The organism is Pseudomonas sp. F-14 TE3482, from assembly GCF_053629455.1.
In genome coordinates, this window is record NZ_JBRJII010000001.1 from 167,079 (window position 1) to 185,845 (window position 18,767).

At 56.7% G+C, this 18,767-nt stretch carries 15 protein-coding genes; 7 read left to right on the top strand and 8 right to left on the bottom strand.

The genetic code is table 11. The annotated features are described in order from the left end of the window. The 4 genes from AB7M26_RS00765 to AB7M26_RS00780 all read right to left on the bottom strand — a co-directional run bounded on the left by AB7M26_RS00765 (window position 1) and on the right by AB7M26_RS00780 (window position 9,486). Window positions 1-3,441, bottom strand: a complete 3,441-nt coding sequence (locus AB7M26_RS00765; protein ID WP_429387558.1) for a dermonecrotic toxin domain-containing protein — start codon at window positions 3,439-3,441, stop codon at window positions 1-3. A 164-nt stretch (window positions 3,442-3,605) separates the two neighbouring features. After that, window positions 3,606-6,161, bottom strand: coding sequence for a LuxR C-terminal-related transcriptional regulator (locus tag AB7M26_RS00770; protein ID WP_429387561.1), 2,556 nt, complete (start codon window positions 6,159-6,161; stop codon window positions 3,606-3,608). Between the two features lie 140 nt (window positions 6,162-6,301). Then, complete coding sequence (locus AB7M26_RS00775; RefSeq protein WP_192346173.1) at window positions 6,302-7,669, bottom strand: DUF1329 domain-containing protein; 1,368 nt, start codon at window positions 7,667-7,669, stop codon at window positions 6,302-6,304. 23 nt (window positions 7,670-7,692) lie between these two features. Continuing rightward, the gene (locus AB7M26_RS00780) at window positions 7,693-9,486 is read right to left on the bottom strand and encodes a DUF1302 domain-containing protein (RefSeq protein ID WP_123496681.1); all 1,794 of its coding nucleotides are present in this window, start codon (window positions 9,484-9,486) and stop codon (window positions 7,693-7,695) included. Between the two features lie 347 nt (window positions 9,487-9,833). Between AB7M26_RS00780 and AB7M26_RS00785 the strand changes: the two genes are divergently transcribed. The 5 genes from AB7M26_RS00785 to AB7M26_RS00805 all read left to right on the top strand — a co-directional run bounded on the left by AB7M26_RS00785 (window position 9,834) and on the right by AB7M26_RS00805 (window position 14,136). Next, on the top strand, window positions 9,834-10,043 hold the full coding sequence (locus AB7M26_RS00785) for a hypothetical protein (protein WP_148050134.1): 210 nt from the start codon (window positions 9,834-9,836) through the stop codon (window positions 10,041-10,043). A 253-nt stretch (window positions 10,044-10,296) separates the two neighbouring features. Next, the gene (locus AB7M26_RS00790) at window positions 10,297-12,318 is read left to right on the top strand and encodes an S-type pyocin domain-containing protein (RefSeq protein ID WP_429387566.1); all 2,022 of its coding nucleotides are present in this window, start codon (window positions 10,297-10,299) and stop codon (window positions 12,316-12,318) included. Then, window positions 12,315-12,572 (top strand): hypothetical protein, encoded by a 258-nt coding sequence (locus tag AB7M26_RS00795; protein WP_038979005.1) that lies wholly within the window; start codon window positions 12,315-12,317, stop codon window positions 12,570-12,572. Before AB7M26_RS00790 ends, AB7M26_RS00795 begins: the two co-directional genes overlap by 4 nt. An 87-nt stretch (window positions 12,573-12,659) precedes the next feature. Further along, window positions 12,660-13,637 carry an IS5 family transposase gene (locus AB7M26_RS00800; RefSeq protein ID WP_123501377.1) on the top strand — a complete coding sequence of 326 codons (978 nt, stop codon included), beginning with the start codon at window positions 12,660-12,662 and terminating at the stop codon, window positions 13,635-13,637. 238 nt (window positions 13,638-13,875) lie between these two features. Further along, window positions 13,876-14,136 carry a hypothetical protein gene (locus tag AB7M26_RS00805; protein WP_123501378.1) on the top strand — a complete coding sequence of 87 codons (261 nt, stop codon included), beginning with the start codon at window positions 13,876-13,878 and terminating at the stop codon, window positions 14,134-14,136. Window positions 14,137-14,186: 50 nt separating this feature from the next. Here the strand turns inward: AB7M26_RS00805 and AB7M26_RS00810 are convergent, their stop codons facing one another. From AB7M26_RS00810 to AB7M26_RS00825, 4 genes are all read right to left on the bottom strand, one after another. Beyond that, complete coding sequence (locus AB7M26_RS00810) at window positions 14,187-15,098, bottom strand: SDR family oxidoreductase (protein WP_429387570.1); 912 nt, start codon at window positions 15,096-15,098, stop codon at window positions 14,187-14,189. A 111-nt stretch (window positions 15,099-15,209) separates the two neighbouring features. Continuing rightward, the gene (locus tag AB7M26_RS00815) at window positions 15,210-16,112 is read right to left on the bottom strand and encodes an alpha/beta fold hydrolase (protein WP_123501380.1); all 903 of its coding nucleotides are present in this window, start codon (window positions 16,110-16,112) and stop codon (window positions 15,210-15,212) included. Next, complete coding sequence (locus AB7M26_RS00820; RefSeq protein WP_123501381.1) at window positions 16,113-16,895, bottom strand: class II aldolase/adducin family protein; 783 nt, start codon at window positions 16,893-16,895, stop codon at window positions 16,113-16,115. Window positions 16,896-17,062: 167 nt separating this feature from the next. Continuing rightward, window positions 17,063-17,518, bottom strand: coding sequence for a flavodoxin (locus AB7M26_RS00825; RefSeq protein WP_123501382.1), 456 nt, complete (start codon window positions 17,516-17,518; stop codon window positions 17,063-17,065). Between the two features lie 103 nt (window positions 17,519-17,621). On the opposite strand from AB7M26_RS00825, the gene AB7M26_RS00830 reads away from it, so the two are divergent. Continuing rightward, complete coding sequence (locus AB7M26_RS00830; RefSeq protein WP_123501384.1) at window positions 17,622-18,098, top strand: PAS domain-containing protein; 477 nt, start codon at window positions 17,622-17,624, stop codon at window positions 18,096-18,098. A gap of 54 nt (window positions 18,099-18,152) precedes the next feature. Further along, on the top strand, window positions 18,153-18,758 hold the full coding sequence (locus tag AB7M26_RS00835) for a hypothetical protein (RefSeq protein ID WP_007901651.1): 606 nt from the start codon (window positions 18,153-18,155) through the stop codon (window positions 18,756-18,758). Window positions 18,759-18,767 lie beyond the last annotated feature (9 nt).

Below are 18,767 nucleotides of genomic sequence, written 5' to 3' on the forward strand. Positions count from 1 at the left end.
TCAGTCTGTGATTCGGGTTTTACTGTCCTGAAGCAGGTACGTGGACGTCACCGCAGTGACATAGCCAACGCCCACCGGAACGCCGGTCGCGGTCGACACAATTTCGGAGATGTCCTTGATCCGCGACAACAGGCCCACCGCCGAAGTCGACGTGCCAACCCCCGCCACGATACCCACATACACGAGGATGGTGCTTCTCCAGGCCGAGGCGAGGTAGGCTTTGCCGGCATCTTCATCGCCCAGGCTATAGGCAATCACACCCTGAACGATCGAACGCGTGATACGCAGGACGCTGGCCACCAGAGCCACTGGAGGGATAAACAGCGAGATGACATCCACCACCAGTTCTGCGCCGATCATCACGTTACGCCAGAAAATTTCCGCACGCGTGCTCGTCTGATAGTCGACGTCATAGATAAGCCGCAACACCATACTGTGGTATTCGAACTTGAAGTGGCTCACAGGGTAACTGTCTCGCAACCTTGGCGTCGGCAAGGCACCTGAAGCGTTGCGGCAGTTGTCGACATAACGTTGCACTACGCCTCTGTCTTCCAGCCTGACAAGTCCGACAACATGATTGCCCAGTGCGCCTTCCTTTAAGCCCTGAGTCAACGACTCAATGGGACGAAATGCCAGGCCATCCGGTGCTTTCGGAATGTAGATCAGGTATTCCAACCTGCCAGCCACGTTGCGCCCGAACGTATAGGCCCCCTCCAACCGTCGCCCCTCCAGCGCCAGCGTATAAACGCCTTCGCCTGGCGCGACAAGCGTCTGAAACGGAAGCGTATTGTGAGTGCGATCATGATCCAGATCCTCGATCAGCCCCTTGAGCCAATTGAAATGTTCACCGGAAAGAGAGCCCTGCATTTTTTGTGTCAATGCCGCCCTGAGCATTTCATTCTGCACGGTCTTGCAGTAAAGCTTTGCCTTCAGATCATAAGAAGGCGTTGCCAGGAAATCCTGCCGTAGATACTGCTCATATTTGACGCCCGGCAATAAGTTGATCAACGCAGTGACAGTGGCCTCATTCAAGCGCCCCAGCGACGAGTTATCCATGGAACCGAACCACACCGTTCCATCAGCACGCCAAATCTGCCACTGAATGAACACATCGGTAAGTGTCATATAGTCGTGTCCACGCAACTTGACGCTCACCCGATCCGGGTCGATTTCCGGATGTGGGCCGGATCGACGCAGATAATCGTTCAACGCCTTCATGACCAGTTTGCGTGAGAAGGCGGCAAGCGTTTCGATATGCAGTGGTTCGTTTGATACCTGGTAGATGGCTTTGAAATCTGTGTTCAACCTTGTGAAAAGCTCGCGATCCTGTACCGCGGCCTTCCTGTACCAGCCGGGTGTGACCACTTGTTCTTCGGCAATTTCCCAGCCGACGATGTTATGGATGGCGCCCATCAACGGTCCGTCTTCCGTCGCCCATTTCACCAAAGTGACACCGCCCCACCACCACGGTTGGAACACCAGCGCCGAATCGACATAGGAAAGATAATCCTTCACGAACCGCTCACGATCCGTGCTGAAAGCCTGCCCGATCAGGAAATCACGATCGCGCTGCTCGAAACCCCATGCAATGAACTGTCGCTTGAACGCCGTCAGATCGGAGAACTCATACCATTGCTGCCCCGTCGGTGCGCCAGGCGCATAGAGCACATGCATCGAAAAATCAGCCATTGCACCTCTGGCACGGTAAACGATCATGTCTTTAAACGGCCGGTAGTGGCTGCGAAAAGCAACGCTGTATGCCTCCACGTCCGGATCGCCAAACAGATAGCGCTGCGCGATGTCCTGTGCTTGGGGGCTGATATGTTTTTGAAGCAACGCGGCGAAGTTACTCAGTGCAATCTGTTGACTCAATACTTCTCGCAGGGCGTCTTTAACTTGCGGATCGCTAAGGCGATAACTTCGTTCACTGGCGTATCTCAAACGAAGATCAAATTCCCGGATGGCCTTTTCGATATTGGACGCTGACAGTCGTGGGTTGTAGTGATGTTCTTCAAACTGAATCGTGTATCGCCCTGTAACATCATGCACACCGTACATGAATAGCTGTGTCAGGGTTTTACGCTGGACATGCTCGATGTTCCTGGCGCCCATACGCACCCAATGCTTTACCGACACCCAAACGGTATCGGGATCAACGCGATTGGCATCGCCCTGGGAGATATGTTCTTCGACGACACGCCGCACATAGTCCTGAAAGGAGGACAGCCCCCCCATCGCCTCATGCAATGCGACCTGGCTTCTAAGCAACGCTCGTTCCAAAGCGGCAAATGTTTCCTGGTGGGTGGCGGGCGTGTCCTTCAGCCATTGTGGCCTGGCGTTCATCGTCATCAAAGTGAGCAGACGTGCGGTGCGGCTCTTGGCATCACCATTCAATTCATCCAGACGTTGAGTCTGCTCAATGGATTGGACGATGCCTGGCAGATCCGCATCTGGCTCCAGCAAACGGCGAATGCCATAAGCAACGTCACGCCGTTGTTTATCCAGCAGGTTGTCGATGACAACCTGGAAAATTTCGCCATGGGTTTTTAAATAACGGATATCAGGAACACTTCTGACCTGTTCAGCGTCCTCCAGTGAAATATCTTTGAGCAATTGCGCCCGGCTGTTCGGGTCGCTCAGGCGCTGCTCCAGCGAGCGGTGCATTATTGCCGACGTCTGGAACGTTTCCAGCCCGTTTGCAGGGGTGTAAAGGATGACCCAGTCATCATTGGCAGGTACAAGTTCAGCGATGGACCGGCCAGTTAAATACATGACGAAACAACAAGCCAGCGTTGCAAATCGTCCGCTTTCCAGTTCCAGAGAAAGACTGTAAGCCGGCGTCTGGGGATTGCCCCTGATGTAAAATTCGTAGCTCTTTTCTACTTCCGGCTTCACCCCTTGCATTTGTACCGTTGCTTTCAACTCTTGCCAGAAAAGCGCCGCATACAAGTCCCGCAGATCACTGCTGCGAGAGACCGATTCACGACCTTGGGCATCCTTGCCCAGAGGTGCCGCCCAGTGTCGATCCAGAACTTGTGTGTATTTTTGCGCCAGCGTACCCAGCACATCGCCGATCAGCGCCCCCAGAGCAACCACGTCCAGACCGTCGACCCGGTCCGACTCATCCATGGAGCCGGGCCAGTCATAGACGCCGTACTGACTCGCGTCATAAACAGGAGCACGCCCACGACGCAGACATTCCATGAACACGTCCATGAACAGACCGGTCGGCTCCTGATTCGCAATGCCTGAACGTCGGGCATTGATGTAAGTCTTGCTGATGTAGACCTCCGGCAACAGTTGCTGAAGTTCCTTTAACAAAACGTCTTGCACGATTGATTTAAACGATGGGGTTTTCTTCAGCACCTCTTCCAGCACGTTAGAACTTTCAACCACCTCTCCCAGGCTCGCCTGTATCAACGGTATTTCCTGAACACTCATATACACATCCATTAATGCACTTTAAAAAATCAGACAACGAAACGCCGCCTGAACCAGTGCAATTAACTTAACGCGATTAAAACCAACAATAACACCCACCACTCTTTGCAAAACATTAAATACCCAAGACATCAAAACAGCTTCATAACATAATTAAAAAACAATTAACCGCATAAACCCAGCATTCTTGCCCTTGCCACTGCATGCGTCCTGCGTTCAACCCCTAACTTTCCATGAATCCGCCGGACATGTGTTTTAACGGTATGCAATGAGATGAACAACTTATCGGCTATTTGTCGGTTCGAATTTCCTGACGCAATCAACTCAAGCACTTCCAATTCCCTCAGGCTCAGTGGGCTTTCATTAATATCCTTGTCAGAAAAAGGCTCGTTATTATCGATCATGTGCAGTTCCGACAAGAAACCGGGACAACGCCTGTTCAACTGCGCCAACAACGGCTGCAAGTTACAACGGTTCGCCTTCGCTACGCCTTTTTCGAAAAACTGACGGGCACTCCCCTGTTCGCCCACCATGAAGGCCGCCTCGGCCATCGCCAGCAGAAGCTCGGCTTCCAGGCTGATCATCCCGTTCGCTTGTGTGTTCTCAAGCAGGGTGGCGAGTCGAGCCAAGGGATCCTCCACTCGTTGCAGTTTGACCTCGGCCAGAATCAACAAATACTCAATCCGCGGAATCAACTCCAGTGTCGCCGGCGGGGCCTGCCGGGCCTGTGGCCCCCGATAATGGTTGAGCACCCGGCTCAACGCCTCACGGGCCAGTTCGGGACGCCCCTGTTGCAACCAGCACTGACTGCTGACCTGCAACAGAGCACCACGGTAGACCGTGTCCGGAATCTGCCGCTGCTGCATCAATCGCTCGGCGTCGCGCAGGCGGACGAAGGCTTGGGCGTAGTCACCCTGATTGGCCGCCAGTTGTGCCTGCCCGAGAAAACCGTACAGCGCACGTTTGTCATGATTGCGAACGCAGTCCTCCAACCCGCTCTGAAAAAAATCCGCTGCCTGTTCATCCAGCCCCTGACACAAGGCCAGGCGCCCTCGACGCAAGGCAATTCGCCCCAGTAGAGGCACTGCGCGGTCAGATTGCAGGCAAAGCAGTTCATGCATATTGGCGAGCAGACTTTCAGCGCGCCCGGGGGCTCCACGTTGCTCCAGCAATTGCGCATGATCGAGTTCCATCAAGCCCTCGAACACCAGCGAACCTTGCGCCCGCGCCAGGCACAGCGCCTCGCGGTTATGGGCTTGCGCGACGTCGAGTCCGCCCCTTAGCAGGGCTTGTTGCGCCAGACCGGACAAACACATCAGGCGCGCCGTCCAGCATTCGGGATCGAGGGCGCTCAATGCATCAAGAAAGTGCGCATGCGAAGACTCCATTCGTCCCTGCAAATGCAGTAACCAACCTTGTAGGGCCTGCCAGCGTGCAATCAGTTGACGCTGAAGCACCGCCGAGGGTTGAGGCGTGAAATACGCCAAATGAGCGATGCACAGAGTCGCTTGTTCAAAGCGTCCGGCGAACAACAGCGCAGCGGTAACCAAGCCCACCAACTGCGGGCTCCCCAGCATCAGTTCCTCGCCTTGCTGCTCATGCAAACGCAGCAACAGCACGACCATTTGCTCTTCGAACAAGTGCTCGAAACTGAAGTGCTGCAACAGGCTGACCGCCACTTCGTATTCCTCGGCGAGCAAGGCCTGTTCGAAGGCCGATTTCCAGTCCTGTTCAGCACAGAACCACTGGCATGCACGCCGATGCCAAGAGCGTCCCGCCGGCCATTGCTCATCGCGCAACAACTGGGTGAACGGGGTGAAAATCTGCAGCCAGTCGCTGGAGTCCCCCCAAGGTTCGATAAAACAGCCCAGCGCTTGCAAGGTCCGCAAGTATTGAGCGCCCTCCCCGGCCCCGAACAGGTGATCGCACAATCGGGCATTGAAGCGGGGCAAGTGGGCCAGCACGCGCCAGGCCTCGCTCAACTCAGGTGTCAGCGAGCTGAACAACTCGTGCTCCAGGTAATCGAGCAAGGTGGCCGCCCGTCCCAGGGAGTTGTCCTGACGTGACCAGTCGCACTTCTGCAGCAATGCAATCCGTACACCGGCACACCAGCCGCCGGTGCGCTGGATAATCCGACTCGCCACCTTACCGGCTTGCTCGGGCACCCAGGGCTGCAATATCTGCTCGACTTCACCTTGGGTGAACGCCAGCGAAGTGCTCTCGCACTCGTACAACTCAGCGTCGAGCAGCAACCTTGGCCAGTTGCATTGCGGCCGGCGGCGGGCACCCAGCCACCAAGTCAGCATCGGGCTGCTGATCGCCAACATGCGATCCAGTAACTGATCCAGTTCCGGGTTCGGCAGACGGCAATAGTCATCGAGAAACAGCCAAGTCGGCGTCTGCAGTCGCGCCAGATCGCCCAGCAACCCGGTTTCATCCGATGAGGCCAGCCCCAGTGTCTCTGCCAGACGCTGACGAAAATCCACCGCGCTCCACGCCACGCCAGACAATGGCAACCAATGCACCCGGTACTGGGTTGGCGCCTGCAACAGGCATTCGGCGAGCAACGCGCTCTTGCCACTGCCGGCGGGTGCGCAGAGTAATTTCACCCGGGCCGTCGAAGCCAATAACGGCTCGCTTAAACGAGCCCGCGACAGGTGATGAGAGGACAGGCGGGGCAGGAATCCAGAACGGTCCAGACACGGAGTCATGGCGGTCATTGCGGCGTGCCTTTTTATAATTGTCCGGCCACCCTAGCCCTCTATAACCCGCTTGTTGAGAAGTATTCAGGACGCTGATTGGCGCCCATAAAAAAGGCGACCCGCAGGTCGCCTCTGGTGATGCCAATGTATCAAAACCCTTACCGAACGCCCTCGGCGCGCAGGGCCGACGGAGTGTAGTCCGCAGACTTGGCGTCGAAGCCGAATTCGAAGCTGTGCTTCTCTTCGTTCTTCATTCCCAAGGCAATGTATCGGCCGGCAATGATGTCGTAGAGCGCCTCCAAGGTGTAGGCCGGCGTCTGGTGATCGTAGTAATACTGGGCGTGACCTTCGGCCACTCGCCACAGTTGACCCCGACCGTCGTAGTGATCCGCCAGCGCCACTTGCCAGCTGTCTTCGTCGAGGTACATGTGGCGCTTGGCGTAGATGTGCCGCTCGCTCGGCTTGACCGTGCCGACCACTTCCCAGACCCGGTGCAACTCGTAACGGGTCAGGTCCTGATTGATGTGCCCGGCCTTGACCACGTCATCGTACTTGAGGCTCGGCGAGTCGAGTTTGTAGCTGTTGTAGGGAATGTACATTTCCTTTTTGCCGATCAGTTTCCAGTCGTAGCGATCAGGCGCGCCGGAAAACATGTCGAAGTTATCCGACGTGCGCAGACCATCGGCAGCGGTGCCCGGCCCGTCGTAGGCCACTTGCGGCGCGCGTCGTACCCGACGTTGACCGGCGTTGTAGATCCACGCCAGACGCGGCTCTTTCACTTGGTCGAGGGTTTCATGCACCAGCAACACGTTACCCGCCAACCGCGCCGGCGCGGTCACCGACTGTTTGAAGAAGGTCAGTACGTTGGCGCCTTTTTCCGGGTCCAGGTCCTTCATCAGTTGCGGTACGGCGATCTCTTCCTCGAAGCGAATTGGCGTGTAGCTGCCGTTGGTCTGTGGGGTCACCTGAGTGATGATGCGTCGCAGGTTGCCGCCGTGATAACGGGTGATGTGGTTCCACAGCACCTCGACGCCGTTCTTCGGAATCGGGAATGCGTAATAGCGATTGCCGGTGAAATTGGCCAGGCCGTTACCGTCGTTGATGCTGTTCACATTCAGCGCGCTGCGCTTGGCCGACTCGTAGATTTCCGCCGGCAGGCCCACGGTGCGATGGGTCGCGTAGACCGGGATCTTGTAGGTTTCCGGGTAGCGCTTGAACATCGCCACCTGCCCATCCGAAAGCTTGTCCTTGTACTTATCAACAGTCGCGGCGGTGATGGTGAACAGCGGTTTTTCACTGGCGAACGGGTCAGCCAGGAAGCCTTTGCTGTCGACAGCGCCGGCGTTTTTCGGGATGCCACCGGTCCAGGCCGGGATCGAGCCGTCGGCGTTGCCGGCCTTCTCGGCGCCCAGCGGCGTGAGTGTGTTGCCGAGCTTGTTGGCTTCTTCCGGCGAGACCGCCGCCATCACGTTGGCGGCCAGCAGGCTCAGGGCCAGGGCGCCGCATTGCAGAATCATCTTGCGCATTAACATCATCCTTCTCAGCCAGATCAGAAGTTCACACCGAAGCTCAGCGCCAGGAAGTCACGGTCTTCCAGGACGTTGTAGTCACCGCCGAAGAAGTCGGTGTAACTGAGGCTCGCGGTATAGGTGTTGCGGTAATCGGCATCGACACCGACGCTGACCGCCTTGGCGCCTTCGTTGAACAGCCCGTTGGGGCCATAACCGGCGACGTCATGGGACCAGGACAGGTTGGGTTTGAGGTTGATCCCGCCAATCACGTTGGCGTAATCAAGGATCGCCCGGGCGCGGTAGCCCCAGGAAGTTGAGGTGACGAAGCCGTCGGTATCGCCGCCGAAACCGTACTGGCCGTAAACCGAATCGCGGCCATAACGCAGCTTGCTCCGCGACTCCAGACCACCAACCCGCACCACCGCGGCCTCACCCACCAGGGTCAGCCGTTGGGCGCCCAATACCTGGTCGAAAAAGTGCGTCAGGGTGCTTTGGACCTGGGTCACTTCCTTGCGGCGATAACCCGTGTTGTCGGCACCTGGCCGGGTCGTGACAGGCGATGCGGCGCCGCCGGCGATCGGGTTAAGCAATGCCAGTGTCAAGTCGTTGGTATTGACCTGCACCGGAGCGTTGGGCCGATAGCTGATTTCGCCGGTCCAGGCAGTCCCGGTGGGCAAAGTGGTGGAGAAGCTTGCGCCGTACAGACGAATGTCTTCCGGGTATTCAAGGTAATACTGGCCGCGCCCGAGCATCACGCTTTGCGCCAGGCCCGAACCGCTGCCCGGGGCCAGACGGTTGGCAATGCTGACCATGCCCGGCAGGCTGGCCAGTGTGGACAGCCCGGCGGTGGTGGTGCCAACGGTCGGTGTGCGACTGTGATAGTTCATGAAGTAGAGGCCGTATTCGGTGTCGTCACCGAGCCAGCGCAAGGCGGTGCCCCACTGCCCTGAATCCCGGGCATCGCGGTCGCCGCCACGGGGCACGATGACGCCCTCACGGGTGACCTGGATAGGCTGGCCAAAGGCTGACGCCAGCGGCGCCAACGGGGCAATCGCCGGGCTGCCGACGGTATAACCGTTGTTGCAGCCATCCGCCGCCACGTCAACGCCGAAGAAAGTGCCGCAGTTGTCGAGAACGGTCTGATCCCACTCCAGTTGGTAGAAACCTTCCACCGTGAGCTGATCGGTCAGGCCCTGGGAAGCGAACAGCATGTTCACCGGAATCAGGCCTTCCTTGATCTCCGCCCCCGGACGACGGAATGCGGAAACGTCGACCGGGTTGATGCTGTTGATCGAGTTGCCGATGAAGGTACTTTCACCCCAGCTGACCACCTGCTTGCCGGCGCGCACGGTGCCCGGCAGATCGGCGATGGAATAGTTGTGATAGACGAATGCATCGAGGATCTGTGCGCCTGAAGACTTGGCGCCTTCTTTGCGACCGCTGTCGCTGATCTGTTTGAACTCGCGGTCTTCGTCCTTCAGCTCGAAGTCGTACCAGTACTTGCCACGGACGAACACGCCTGTGTCGCCGTACTTCAATTCGAGGTCGTGGATACCTTTGAAGATCTTGGAGAAGGTCTCGCCTTTCTTGAAGTTCAGGCGCCCGTCATCACCGGTCGAAGACTGGCCGGTACCGCCGTTGACGGTGCCCACCAGTGACTTGTCGGCATCGCGCATGCCCCAGCTCGCGCCGACGGACAACGAGGAATCGAACTGCCCCTCGATTTCGCCGATGTTGAATGAAACAGCCTGCGCCTGGGCACAGCAGCCCAAGGCCACCGCAGCGGCCAGCGCTTGCGGTTTGAAGATGGCGCGCATTGTTGTTTTTGTCATGCGTCTTCCCCGGTGAGTGACAGAAGGCCCCACCCTACTGCCGCACGCCGGGAGCGATAAGCGCACCAAGGAGGTATTCGCGTTGTACCTCCAAAGGATGAATGCCCGCGTGGGACGGGGGTTTGCGCGAGGTATGGATGGGCTGGATGGAGGACTATCAGTGCAGCGCATGGACGTGGGTTGAATCGGGCATGTAGCAGCTGCCGAAGGCTGCTACAGGGGTCGCCAGAGACTGTTGCTCAGCCTGCAACAGTGCATGTCTGGAATCGCTATTTTTCCTTTGCGCTCAAGCCCTTATTCTTGCCGGGCTTTCACGGCAAACGGCCTGAAAGCACGAAGCGACGGGGATGATTGACCCACCCCGTTGGCGACAGATTCCAGATGATTTGAAGCGTATTTTTTCGACTCATCGCCCCCTGTTCACTGACGTTGATTTATTGCTCCTTGATCCACGTCTTGCTTTGGCCGCTGCGTTTGCAGCGGCCTTTTTTATGGGCGATGGTTTTGTCTGGCAATCAGGCTTCATACAAGTATTCCTACAAGATGTTTCGCTGTAGCAGGTAAGAAACATCCTCTTCAAGATAAAGACATTTCTAATTATTTATTCAGTCAAGGAAACTTCTCTCGACTACACGAGTGGTTCCCTACGCACTTCTCAGACCCATGACCTCCAATTCCACTGTAACGTAAAGCAATAACTTATCAATCAATGGAAGAGCACTCTCTACTGCGACAAACCAGAACATCTTCTGAAACCTATATCCATTGATCACATAGAAACCCTGAACAGCAAATTCAAAGGAATTGAATATGCAGAAACCGCCATTGATTCTTGATGCAACACATATTACTGCAGAGGCCCCAGATAACTGGGACCCCTTTAAGGACACCACGCAGGGCTATTCATTTAGCGGTATGTTCGGGCCGGCAGGGGCCAACCATAAAACCCGCGAAATAATGTACGGCACTCAGATAGCCCTTGAACAAGAGTTCGGTGCAAAGTCCACATTATTACCACAATCAATTGAGGCCGAGTTGGCCACGACACGACTGGAAGGCCCAACGCATCCTCTACCGCCGGCGGCGGCATTGATTCGTGAGCTGGGTGTCAGAAACACGCTCATTCAACGCAAGACTGCAGAACTTCACAGACAGACCGCCATCGCCAACCGTTTTTATGGAAGTGATCCGGTTGGCAAAAATTTCAATGATTTTCTGAATCGGGCATCAGCTATCCGGCGAGTGGACCGGTCAGCCGTAGCACGGGAGTTGTGGAGCCAATCCTACCGGGCAGCTCATGAAGCGAGGCTTCTGAGCCAAGCCATCCAGCTTCTCAATCAGCAACAGGTCAACGTGCTCAACTGGCTGGCTGCTGTGCAAGCCGAAGATCAGGCGCGAATGGCAGCGGAGCAGGAAGCCCGACGGATCGCCGCCGAGTTGGCACGGATCAACGAGCAAGCTGAGGCCCTTGCTCGAGAGCAGGCACGCCTTGCGGCGCTGGCTGAGGATCAACGACTGGCTACCGAACAAGCGCTCGTTGCCGCCGAAGCCGCCGCACGACAAGTGGCTGCCGAACAGGCACAGCTTGCAACACTGGCCGAGGCTCAACGTCAGGCAGAACAGCTTCGCGTTGAAGCTGAACGGCAGGAGCATGAGAAACAGCAAGCGGCTTTAGCAGCCCTGCGTGTATATCCCGCTATGGGAGCGACGGCCTCTTCCAGCCCGGTATTTTCCTTCGCCTCGACCGCCGTCATTCTCGCTCCCGAAACATCGGCCGCGATAATCACCGCCCTGCGGTCGGCAATGCAGGTGGCAACTGCGGCAGGTGCCGCGACACTGGGCTCGGTACTGATCGGTTTCGCCGCTCTGCTGACGCCTTCGCGCCTGGGAAACAGCGAACGCTTTACGATGAGCATACCGCTCGCGGAACTGACGTCAGAAAGCGCACAGTCACTGCGAGCCATAGCGGACCGGCAAGGAACACTGGATCTGCCGGTCGGGATTGGCTACAGACCCATTGGCTCAGGCGCAGAGGTCTTTGTTATCACGGCCGACGGGTTCGATATTCGCCCCAGCGTTCCGGTGAGGCACGCCACATTCGATGCGCAGAACAACGTTTATCGGCTAAGCCTGCCTGACTCGCCGACCAATACCCTGACCTGGACGCCCGCCGTCACGCCGAGTAACAGCTCGACCGAACGGCCGATTGTTCAGGCTGATACTGCCGTGTATTCCGGAGCCCCGATCGTGCCGCTCGAAGGGCGTCTGGATTTGCATCCCATACTGGTGGAGGAATGGGACAGGTTCATCATCGTCTTTCCGGATGATTCGGGTATTGCGCCGCTGTATGTCGTGCTCAGTAGTCCTTACGCGGGGGCGAATGTTAAAGGTAAATACAGCGGGCGTTTGTTTAACCCAGAGCAGGCCGGAGGTCCAATACTTGATCTGGATTGGCGCACAGCGGTCATCACTCAAGCTGGAATTGATGCGGTGAAATTACATATCACACGTCTCGACCAATCGGACGCCAACGACATAATGGTTCGACGCCTAGAAAAAATTCTGAGCCAGCACGGGAAAATAACTGACACAGATTTACGCTACTACACTCATGAGATACGAGAACTAGAGCGTTACAGGGCGTTCGGCTATAGCGACACCGCATCTCCTTCCGACGAGTCTCAAATATGGAACAATGCACATACGGCTACTCTTGAGGACTACAAGCTAGGAAGCGAATTGACACTTTTGTATAGCGAAGAAGCAATCAGCGCAATGAATGCACAAGACCAAAGAGAGTACGAAAAAGACATGAGGAGCTTCGAACAATGAGCCCTATCGAACAAATCATCAAAAACGAATCGGTAGAAGATGTCGTTTCGTATTTCGCGCTTTTCAGGTCTGCCCAAGCGGTCGACAGAATGTATGGGCGACACCGCCAGGAGATAATTTTAAATGGTGAACTGGTAAAAACTTACAACTCGCTCTTCAGCGATGGCGTACTGGCAAGCGATGAAAATGGAAAAACCGTAAAGGGACCGAACTGGAAAACCCCTCAGTTTATTACCGAAAATAAATATTCTTAAGGAGACGCTGCAAAAATAGCCAACCGTCCTCACCCTTGGCACACTGAGCCCCCCACCAGCCCCCTCTCCGTGAGCCTTGTTACGCACGTGCAGAAGACCTTCTCCGAATTCGAATACGCCGGCAAGAAAAAGCAGACTCGTCGCGATCGCTTCTTAGCTGACCTTGAACAGCTGGTGCCCTGGGCACAACTGGAGGCGCAAGTGGTTCCGTTCTATGGCGACACCACAGGCAAGCGCGGGCGCCCTGCAATTGGGTTGTCGCGCATGCTGCGCATGTATGTCGTGCAGCAGTGTTTCGGTTTCTCCGATGAAGGTACCGAAGATGCCGTCTACGACAGCCAGGCCATTCGTGGTTTTATCGGCATCGACTTGGGCCGTGAGTCGGCACCGGATGCCACCACCTTGCTGCGATTTCGCCGCTTGCTGGAAAACCATCATCTGACGCGGGTGCTGTTTGAAACGATTAACCAGCATCTGGCCAGCCAGGGTTTGCTGCTCAAGGAAGGCACCCTTGTCGATGCCACCCTGATCGCCGCGCCGCCCTCGGTCAAGAACCGAGAAGGCAAGCGCGACCCTGAGATGCATCAGGCTAAAAAAGGCAATCAGTGGCACTTCGGGATGAAGGCCCACATTGGTGTCGATGCCACGTCGGGGCTGGTACACAGCTTGGTCGGGACGGCCGCCAACGTGGCGGATATCACCCAGGTCGACCAGTTGCTGCACGGTGCCGAAACCTATGTTTCGGGTGATGCTGGATACACCGGTGCGGCCAAGCGACCGGAGCATGCTGAACGGGACGTTATTTGGTCGATTGCAGCACGGCCAAGCAGTTACCAGCACCACGGCAAAGGCAGCTTGCTGTTCCGGGTCAAGCGCAAGATCGAATACGCCAAGGCGCAACTGCGTGCCAAGGTCGAGCACCCGTTCCAGGTGATCAAGGTGCGTTTCAATTACCGAAAGGTTCGCTACCGTGGACTGGAAAAGAATACGGCGCAGTTGTTCAGTCTGTTTGGGTTGGCCAATCTGATGCTGGCCAAGCGGTATTTGCAACGGGCGGCGGGATAAATCCGTCTGAAAGGCGAGACTGGCCCGCAAATCAGCAAAATGAGGGCAGATATCGGCCCCAGAAACGAAGAATAAGGCCGATGGGTTGAAAAAACGGTTTGAAAATGGAGGGACGGCGCGAACGGGTTAATTGTTCAGCGTCTCCTTAACAAGCAATTCGGCCACCAAGGCTCAGCTTGGTGGCCTGCTCCAGTTAAGTCGAGCACTGCTACCAAAGACTTCTGAAGGAGTTGTGGCAATGAACACCATTGAGCAAATTGTAGAAAATGAATCCCTCGACGATATCGTCACGGTTTTTGCACTGTTCAAACCAAACCCTCATTTGGACATGATGATCAGACGCTATAACCGCGAAGTTCTCGAGAAGTATGGAGAGCTTGAAAGCGCGTACACGCGACTCTTCGCAGCGGGTGTACTGGCTAAAGGCGAGAGGGGGTTGGCAATCAAAGGCCCGAACTGGAAAGCGCCCCAGTTCGTTATAGAAAATAGATACGTTTGAAATCCGGGAGCCACCAAGCCAAATCCTTACGGTTTGGTGGCCCCCTCCACTTAAATCGAATACTTCTGCAAGTTCTCCATCATTTCCTTCAGCGCCTCAATAGTGTCCTTCGGATGCGCGGCCCCCTCAAAATCACAAATCTGCTGCCAATGCGCCGCCACATCTTCCGGAGAGAAACCAACCCGCGGATCAAACCCGGCGCCCAGGCTGCGCTCCCAGCGCACTTTGCCCATCCAGCCGCCACCCACTTCGAATAGCCCCGAAGTTTCCTGGCAATGTTCACTGGCGAGGTACACCACCAGCGGGCTGACCAGCTCCGGTTTGAGTTGCTCAAACACTTGCGGCGGGATCAGGCCTTCGGTCATGCGGGTGCCGCCGGTCGGGGCGATGGCATTGACCAGGATGTTGTTCTTGCGGCCTTCGATGGCGAGTGTGCGGGTCAGGCCATAGAGGCCGAGTTTGGCCATGCCGTAGTTGGACTGACCGAAGTTGCCGTAGATGCCCGAAGTCGATGCGGTGAAGATCACGCGGCCATAGTTTTGCTCGCGCATGTATGGCCAGGCGGCGCGGGTGACCTTGTAGGCGCCTTCAACGTGGACGCGGTAAACCAGGTCCCAGTCGCTGTCGTCCATTTTGTGAAAGGTCTTGTCTCGCAGGGTGCCGGCGTTGTTCACCACAACATCGACACGGCCGAATGTGTCGAGGGCGTGTTGCACGATTTTGTCACCGTCGGTGACGGAATCGTGGTTGGCTTCGGCGGTGCCGCCCGCATCGCGAATTTCTGCGACCACACGATCGGCAGCCGATGCATTGGCGCCTTCGCCTTGCGCCGAACCGCCGAGATCATTGACCAGCACTTTGGCGCCCTGCTTTGCGAACAACAGCGCGTGCGCCCGCCCCAAACCACCGCCCGCACCGGTGACGATCACCACTTTATCTTCGAAGCGCACAGACTCATTCATGGGGAAACTCCAGCAGGCCAGGGGACAATGAGTGCGAGTGTCAGCGACGAGGCTGCCGGTCACAATGAACACGGCGGCGGCTGAATGGTGCGCAATAAGGCAGCGGGATAGTCAGGAACAGGCCACCTTGCGTGGCGGTGAAACCAGCCGGTCGCGAAACTCCAGATAGTGCTTGAGCACCTGCGCCGGCGCTTCGATCTGCGGGTAATGGCCGATTTCAGGTAGCAGAATGGTGTCCGGGTCGGGAATCAACTGCCGATAGCGCGCCACCATGTGTCCGCCGGAAACCGGATCGACCTCGCCATCGATGACCCGCAACGGCACCTCGCCACGCTGCATGGCACTGACCCAACGCTCACGCTGGACACGGCGCTGCGGGATATAACTGATCAATTTGTGCATGATCCGTTGCCCGCGATTGCTGTCGACCAGGCTCCAGAAGTCATCCAGTTCACTTTCCGTGGGCCGGGTCTGCGGACCGAAGACCTGCTGGAAACTCTTCACCAACGCGTCTCGGGTAAAGGCTCGCCCGATCATCCAGCCCAAAGGGCTGAGCAGGAGTTTTTGCATCAACACCGGGTGATGGGTTTCGGGAAACAGACCGCCATTGAGGAACACGCAACTGGCGATATCAGCGCGCGTTTCATAGTGCCGGGCCAACAGCTCCTGGGCCACGCTGTCGCCATAATCGTGTGCCAAAATATGAACGGGTTGGTCAACGTTCAGATGCGCCAGCAAGGCCTGTTGCAAATCGGCCTGTGCCAGCAGGCTATAGTCGTGGTTCACCGGTTTAGCCGAATCGCCGAAACCGAGCATGTCGCAGGCAATCACCCGATAGCGCTGCGCCAGTGGCTGCCACAGGTAATGCCAGTCCCAGCTGGCGGTCGGGAAGCCATGGATCAACAACAGCGGTTCACCTTGCCCCGCGGCCCAATAGCGCAGGGTCTGACCGCGGAATACGAAGGTCTGGCCGCGCTTGCGCCAGACACACAGCGGAATCTCGGCGAGGGCCATTTAGAGTTTATAACCCGGGTCTTGTTTATCGAGTTTGCGCAGCAGCGCCGGCCAGGCCAGCGCGCCGCCCATCCCTTGAGCACTTTTGGTGACACCGGCGATCATCGCCTTGGCACCCGCCAGAATCTGCGGTTCGATGGCGATCAGCTCCGCACCACCGTTCTGCGCCAGCACCTGAATTTCGCAGGCGCGCTGAAAGGTAAACATCATCAGGAATGTGTCGGCGATGGTGCCGCCACAAGTCAGCAGACCGTGGTTGTGCAGCATCAGGAAATTGTTTTCGCCAAGATCGGCTTGCAGCCGCGCCTTCTCTTCATGGTTCAGCGCAACGCCTTCGTAGGCGTGACAGGCCAGGCTGGAAAGGACGAATAAGGACTGCTGACTGATCGGCAAGATGCCCTGCTTCTGCGCCGATACCGCCACCCCCGCCGCGGTGTGGGTGTGCAGTACACACACGACGTCATGACGGACTTCATGCACGGCGCTGTGGATGGTGTAACCCGCCGGGTTGATCTCGTAAGGGCTGTCCATCAGCTTGTTGCCGGCCTGATCGACCTTGACCAGGCTCGACGCAGTCATTTCATGGAACATCAGCCCGAAGGGGTTGATCAGAAAGTCTTCAGTGCCCGGCACCTTGGCGGAAATATGCGTGAAAATCAGATCGTCCCAGCCGTGCAAGGCGACCAGACGATAACAGGCGGCCAGATCGACGCGGGTCTGCCATTCGGCGGCACTGACTTTGTCTTTGATGCTGTGTGGCGATTGGACGGGGGCTACGCTCACGGCAAGGATTCTCTTTTTTATTTTTCTGGGTTTTTATTGTTTTTTGCTGCGTTACAGCAGTCTAGTCAGCCCCCGGACTTCGTGTAGTTGCATTGGCAGCCAGCTTGATGGCCGAGCGAGTCAGTGCGCGGGTGAGTCTGGATCCATTGTCAGAGCACCCGCACACGTCAGCCGCGCAGTGCGCTAACCAGTTCCGCCAGCCAAGGCTCGGCGTCGGTTTCCGGCGTCACGGTTTCGCTGGCGTCCAGGCGCAGCATCGGCAGGACTTCACGCACGCCCATCTCACCGAACAATTCACGCATTTGTTCGCCGCCGCCGCAGAACGTATCGCCATAACTGGAATCGCCCAAACCGATCACCGCGCCCGGCAAACCACGCCAGGCCGCCGGCAACTGATCGCGGATGGCGAAATACAGCGGTTGCAGATTGTCCGGCAACTCGCCCATGCCGGTGGTCGAGGTCACCGCCAAAAACGCTTCGGGGCCAAAAGCTTGAACATCGGCGAGGGTCGCACGCGGGTTGTGCAATGTTTCAAAACCAGCGGCGTTCAAAATGCGTGCAGCGTGACGGGCGACTTCTTCAGCCGTGCCGTACACCGAGCCGGAAAGGATGGCGACTTTCATCAATCTGATCCTGAATCTAAATAAAAGTAGGAGATATTAACAGCACCTCCCTCATTGATCTTTTAGAATGCAGCGTATCAATCAATACGCAAAGGACTCTGCGATGATCAATGCCCCATTGCTGCAAATGGTGATCGACGCCTCCAACGACGGCATCGTGATTGCCGAAAAGGAAGGCGAACAGGACAACATCCTGATTTACGTAAACCCGGCATTCGAGCGCCTGACCGGTTATTCCAGCGAAGAAATCCTCTATCAGGATTGCCGTTTTTTGCAGGCAGGAGACCGGGATCAACCAGCCCTCGCCTTAATTCGGCAGGCATTGGGCAGTGGCGGCTCCTGCCGGGAAATCCTCAGGAATTACCGCAAGGACGGCACCCCGTTCTGGAACGAACTGTCGCTTTCCACGGTAAAAAACCCGCACGACGGACAGACCTATTTTGTCGGGGTGCAGAAAGACGTCACGGTTCAGGTCAAGGCGCAGCAGCGAGTCGCGCAGCTGGAAGCGCAATTGGCCGAGGCACAGGCAGAAATTGCCGCACTCAAAACGACGAACGGCTCAAACCAATCTGCGAATTAGTGGTCATTTACTACAATCACCGATGACTTTGTAATTATTTCTTTCGAGCAAATCATGCAGCGCGACGCACTCCTGACGCAGGATGAGCTGGATTTTATCCAGAACATGCAACACAACCCGCAACTCAATGTGCGGGATGCGACGTCGAGTCTGCTCGTCAACGGAGGCTCGCAGATCCGTGACTTGCTCACACGCCTGGCCGCTCATGAACAAGTCACCATCCAGGCCAATTTCGAAAATCAGCAAATGACCTTCCCGCTGCACTTGGTGGAAGATGAGTTTCACGCCATGCATCTACGCCTCGGCGTCCCCAGCATCTATGAAGACGGGCCGATGATTCGGCCATGGCGCCTGGTGCTCGAAGAGCCCGTGGCACTGGAAAATGCCAAGGGCCAACCCGGCACGATGTGGGTGCATGAAATATCGTTCAAAGGGGTTTTGCTGGAGGTTCGCAACAAGACCAAGGCGCCGAAACATTTCGCGTTGTGGTTCAGCCCGTCAGGTTATGAGCGGATTGCGTTGCGCGGCACCTTCGAGCGTGAAACCGAGCAGGGTTTCTACGCCTACGAATTGAGCCAGAGTGACAAGGACGAAACCGAACGTCTGCGTCAGTACATTCTTCAGCAACATCGCCTGACCCATCCTGCCCTGCATATCTGATCTTTCAGT

Bases quoted from the DNA above. Each gene is read 5' to 3' on its own strand.
- AB7M26_RS00765 (WP_429387558.1), bottom strand. From the start codon at position 3,441: ATGAGTGTTCAGGAAATACCGTTGATACAGGCGAGCCTGGGAGAGGTG.
- AB7M26_RS00770 (WP_429387561.1), bottom strand. From the start codon at position 6,161: ATGACCGCCATGACTCCGTGTCTGGACCGTTCTGGATTCCTGCCCCGC.
- AB7M26_RS00775 (WP_192346173.1), bottom strand. From the start codon at position 7,669: ATGCGCAAGATGATTCTGCAATGCGGCGCCCTGGCCCTGAGCCTGCTG.
- AB7M26_RS00780 (WP_123496681.1), bottom strand. From the start codon at position 9,486: ATGACAAAAACAACAATGCGCGCCATCTTCAAACCGCAAGCGCTGGCC.
- AB7M26_RS00785 (WP_148050134.1), top strand. From the start codon at position 9,834: ATGATTGACCCACCCCGTTGGCGACAGATTCCAGATGATTTGAAGCGT.
- AB7M26_RS00790 (WP_429387566.1), top strand. From the start codon at position 10,297: ATGCAGAAACCGCCATTGATTCTTGATGCAACACATATTACTGCAGAG.
- AB7M26_RS00795 (WP_038979005.1), top strand. From the start codon at position 12,315: ATGAGCCCTATCGAACAAATCATCAAAAACGAATCGGTAGAAGATGTC.
- AB7M26_RS00805 (WP_123501378.1), top strand. From the start codon at position 13,876: ATGAACACCATTGAGCAAATTGTAGAAAATGAATCCCTCGACGATATC.
- AB7M26_RS00810 (WP_429387570.1), bottom strand. From the start codon at position 15,098: ATGAATGAGTCTGTGCGCTTCGAAGATAAAGTGGTGATCGTCACCGGT.
- AB7M26_RS00815 (WP_123501380.1), bottom strand. From the start codon at position 16,112: ATGGCCCTCGCCGAGATTCCGCTGTGTGTCTGGCGCAAGCGCGGCCAG.
- AB7M26_RS00825 (WP_123501382.1), bottom strand. From the start codon at position 17,518: ATGAAAGTCGCCATCCTTTCCGGCTCGGTGTACGGCACGGCTGAAGAA.
- AB7M26_RS00830 (WP_123501384.1), top strand. From the start codon at position 17,622: ATGATCAATGCCCCATTGCTGCAAATGGTGATCGACGCCTCCAACGAC.
- AB7M26_RS00835 (WP_007901651.1), top strand. From the start codon at position 18,153: ATGCAGCGCGACGCACTCCTGACGCAGGATGAGCTGGATTTTATCCAG.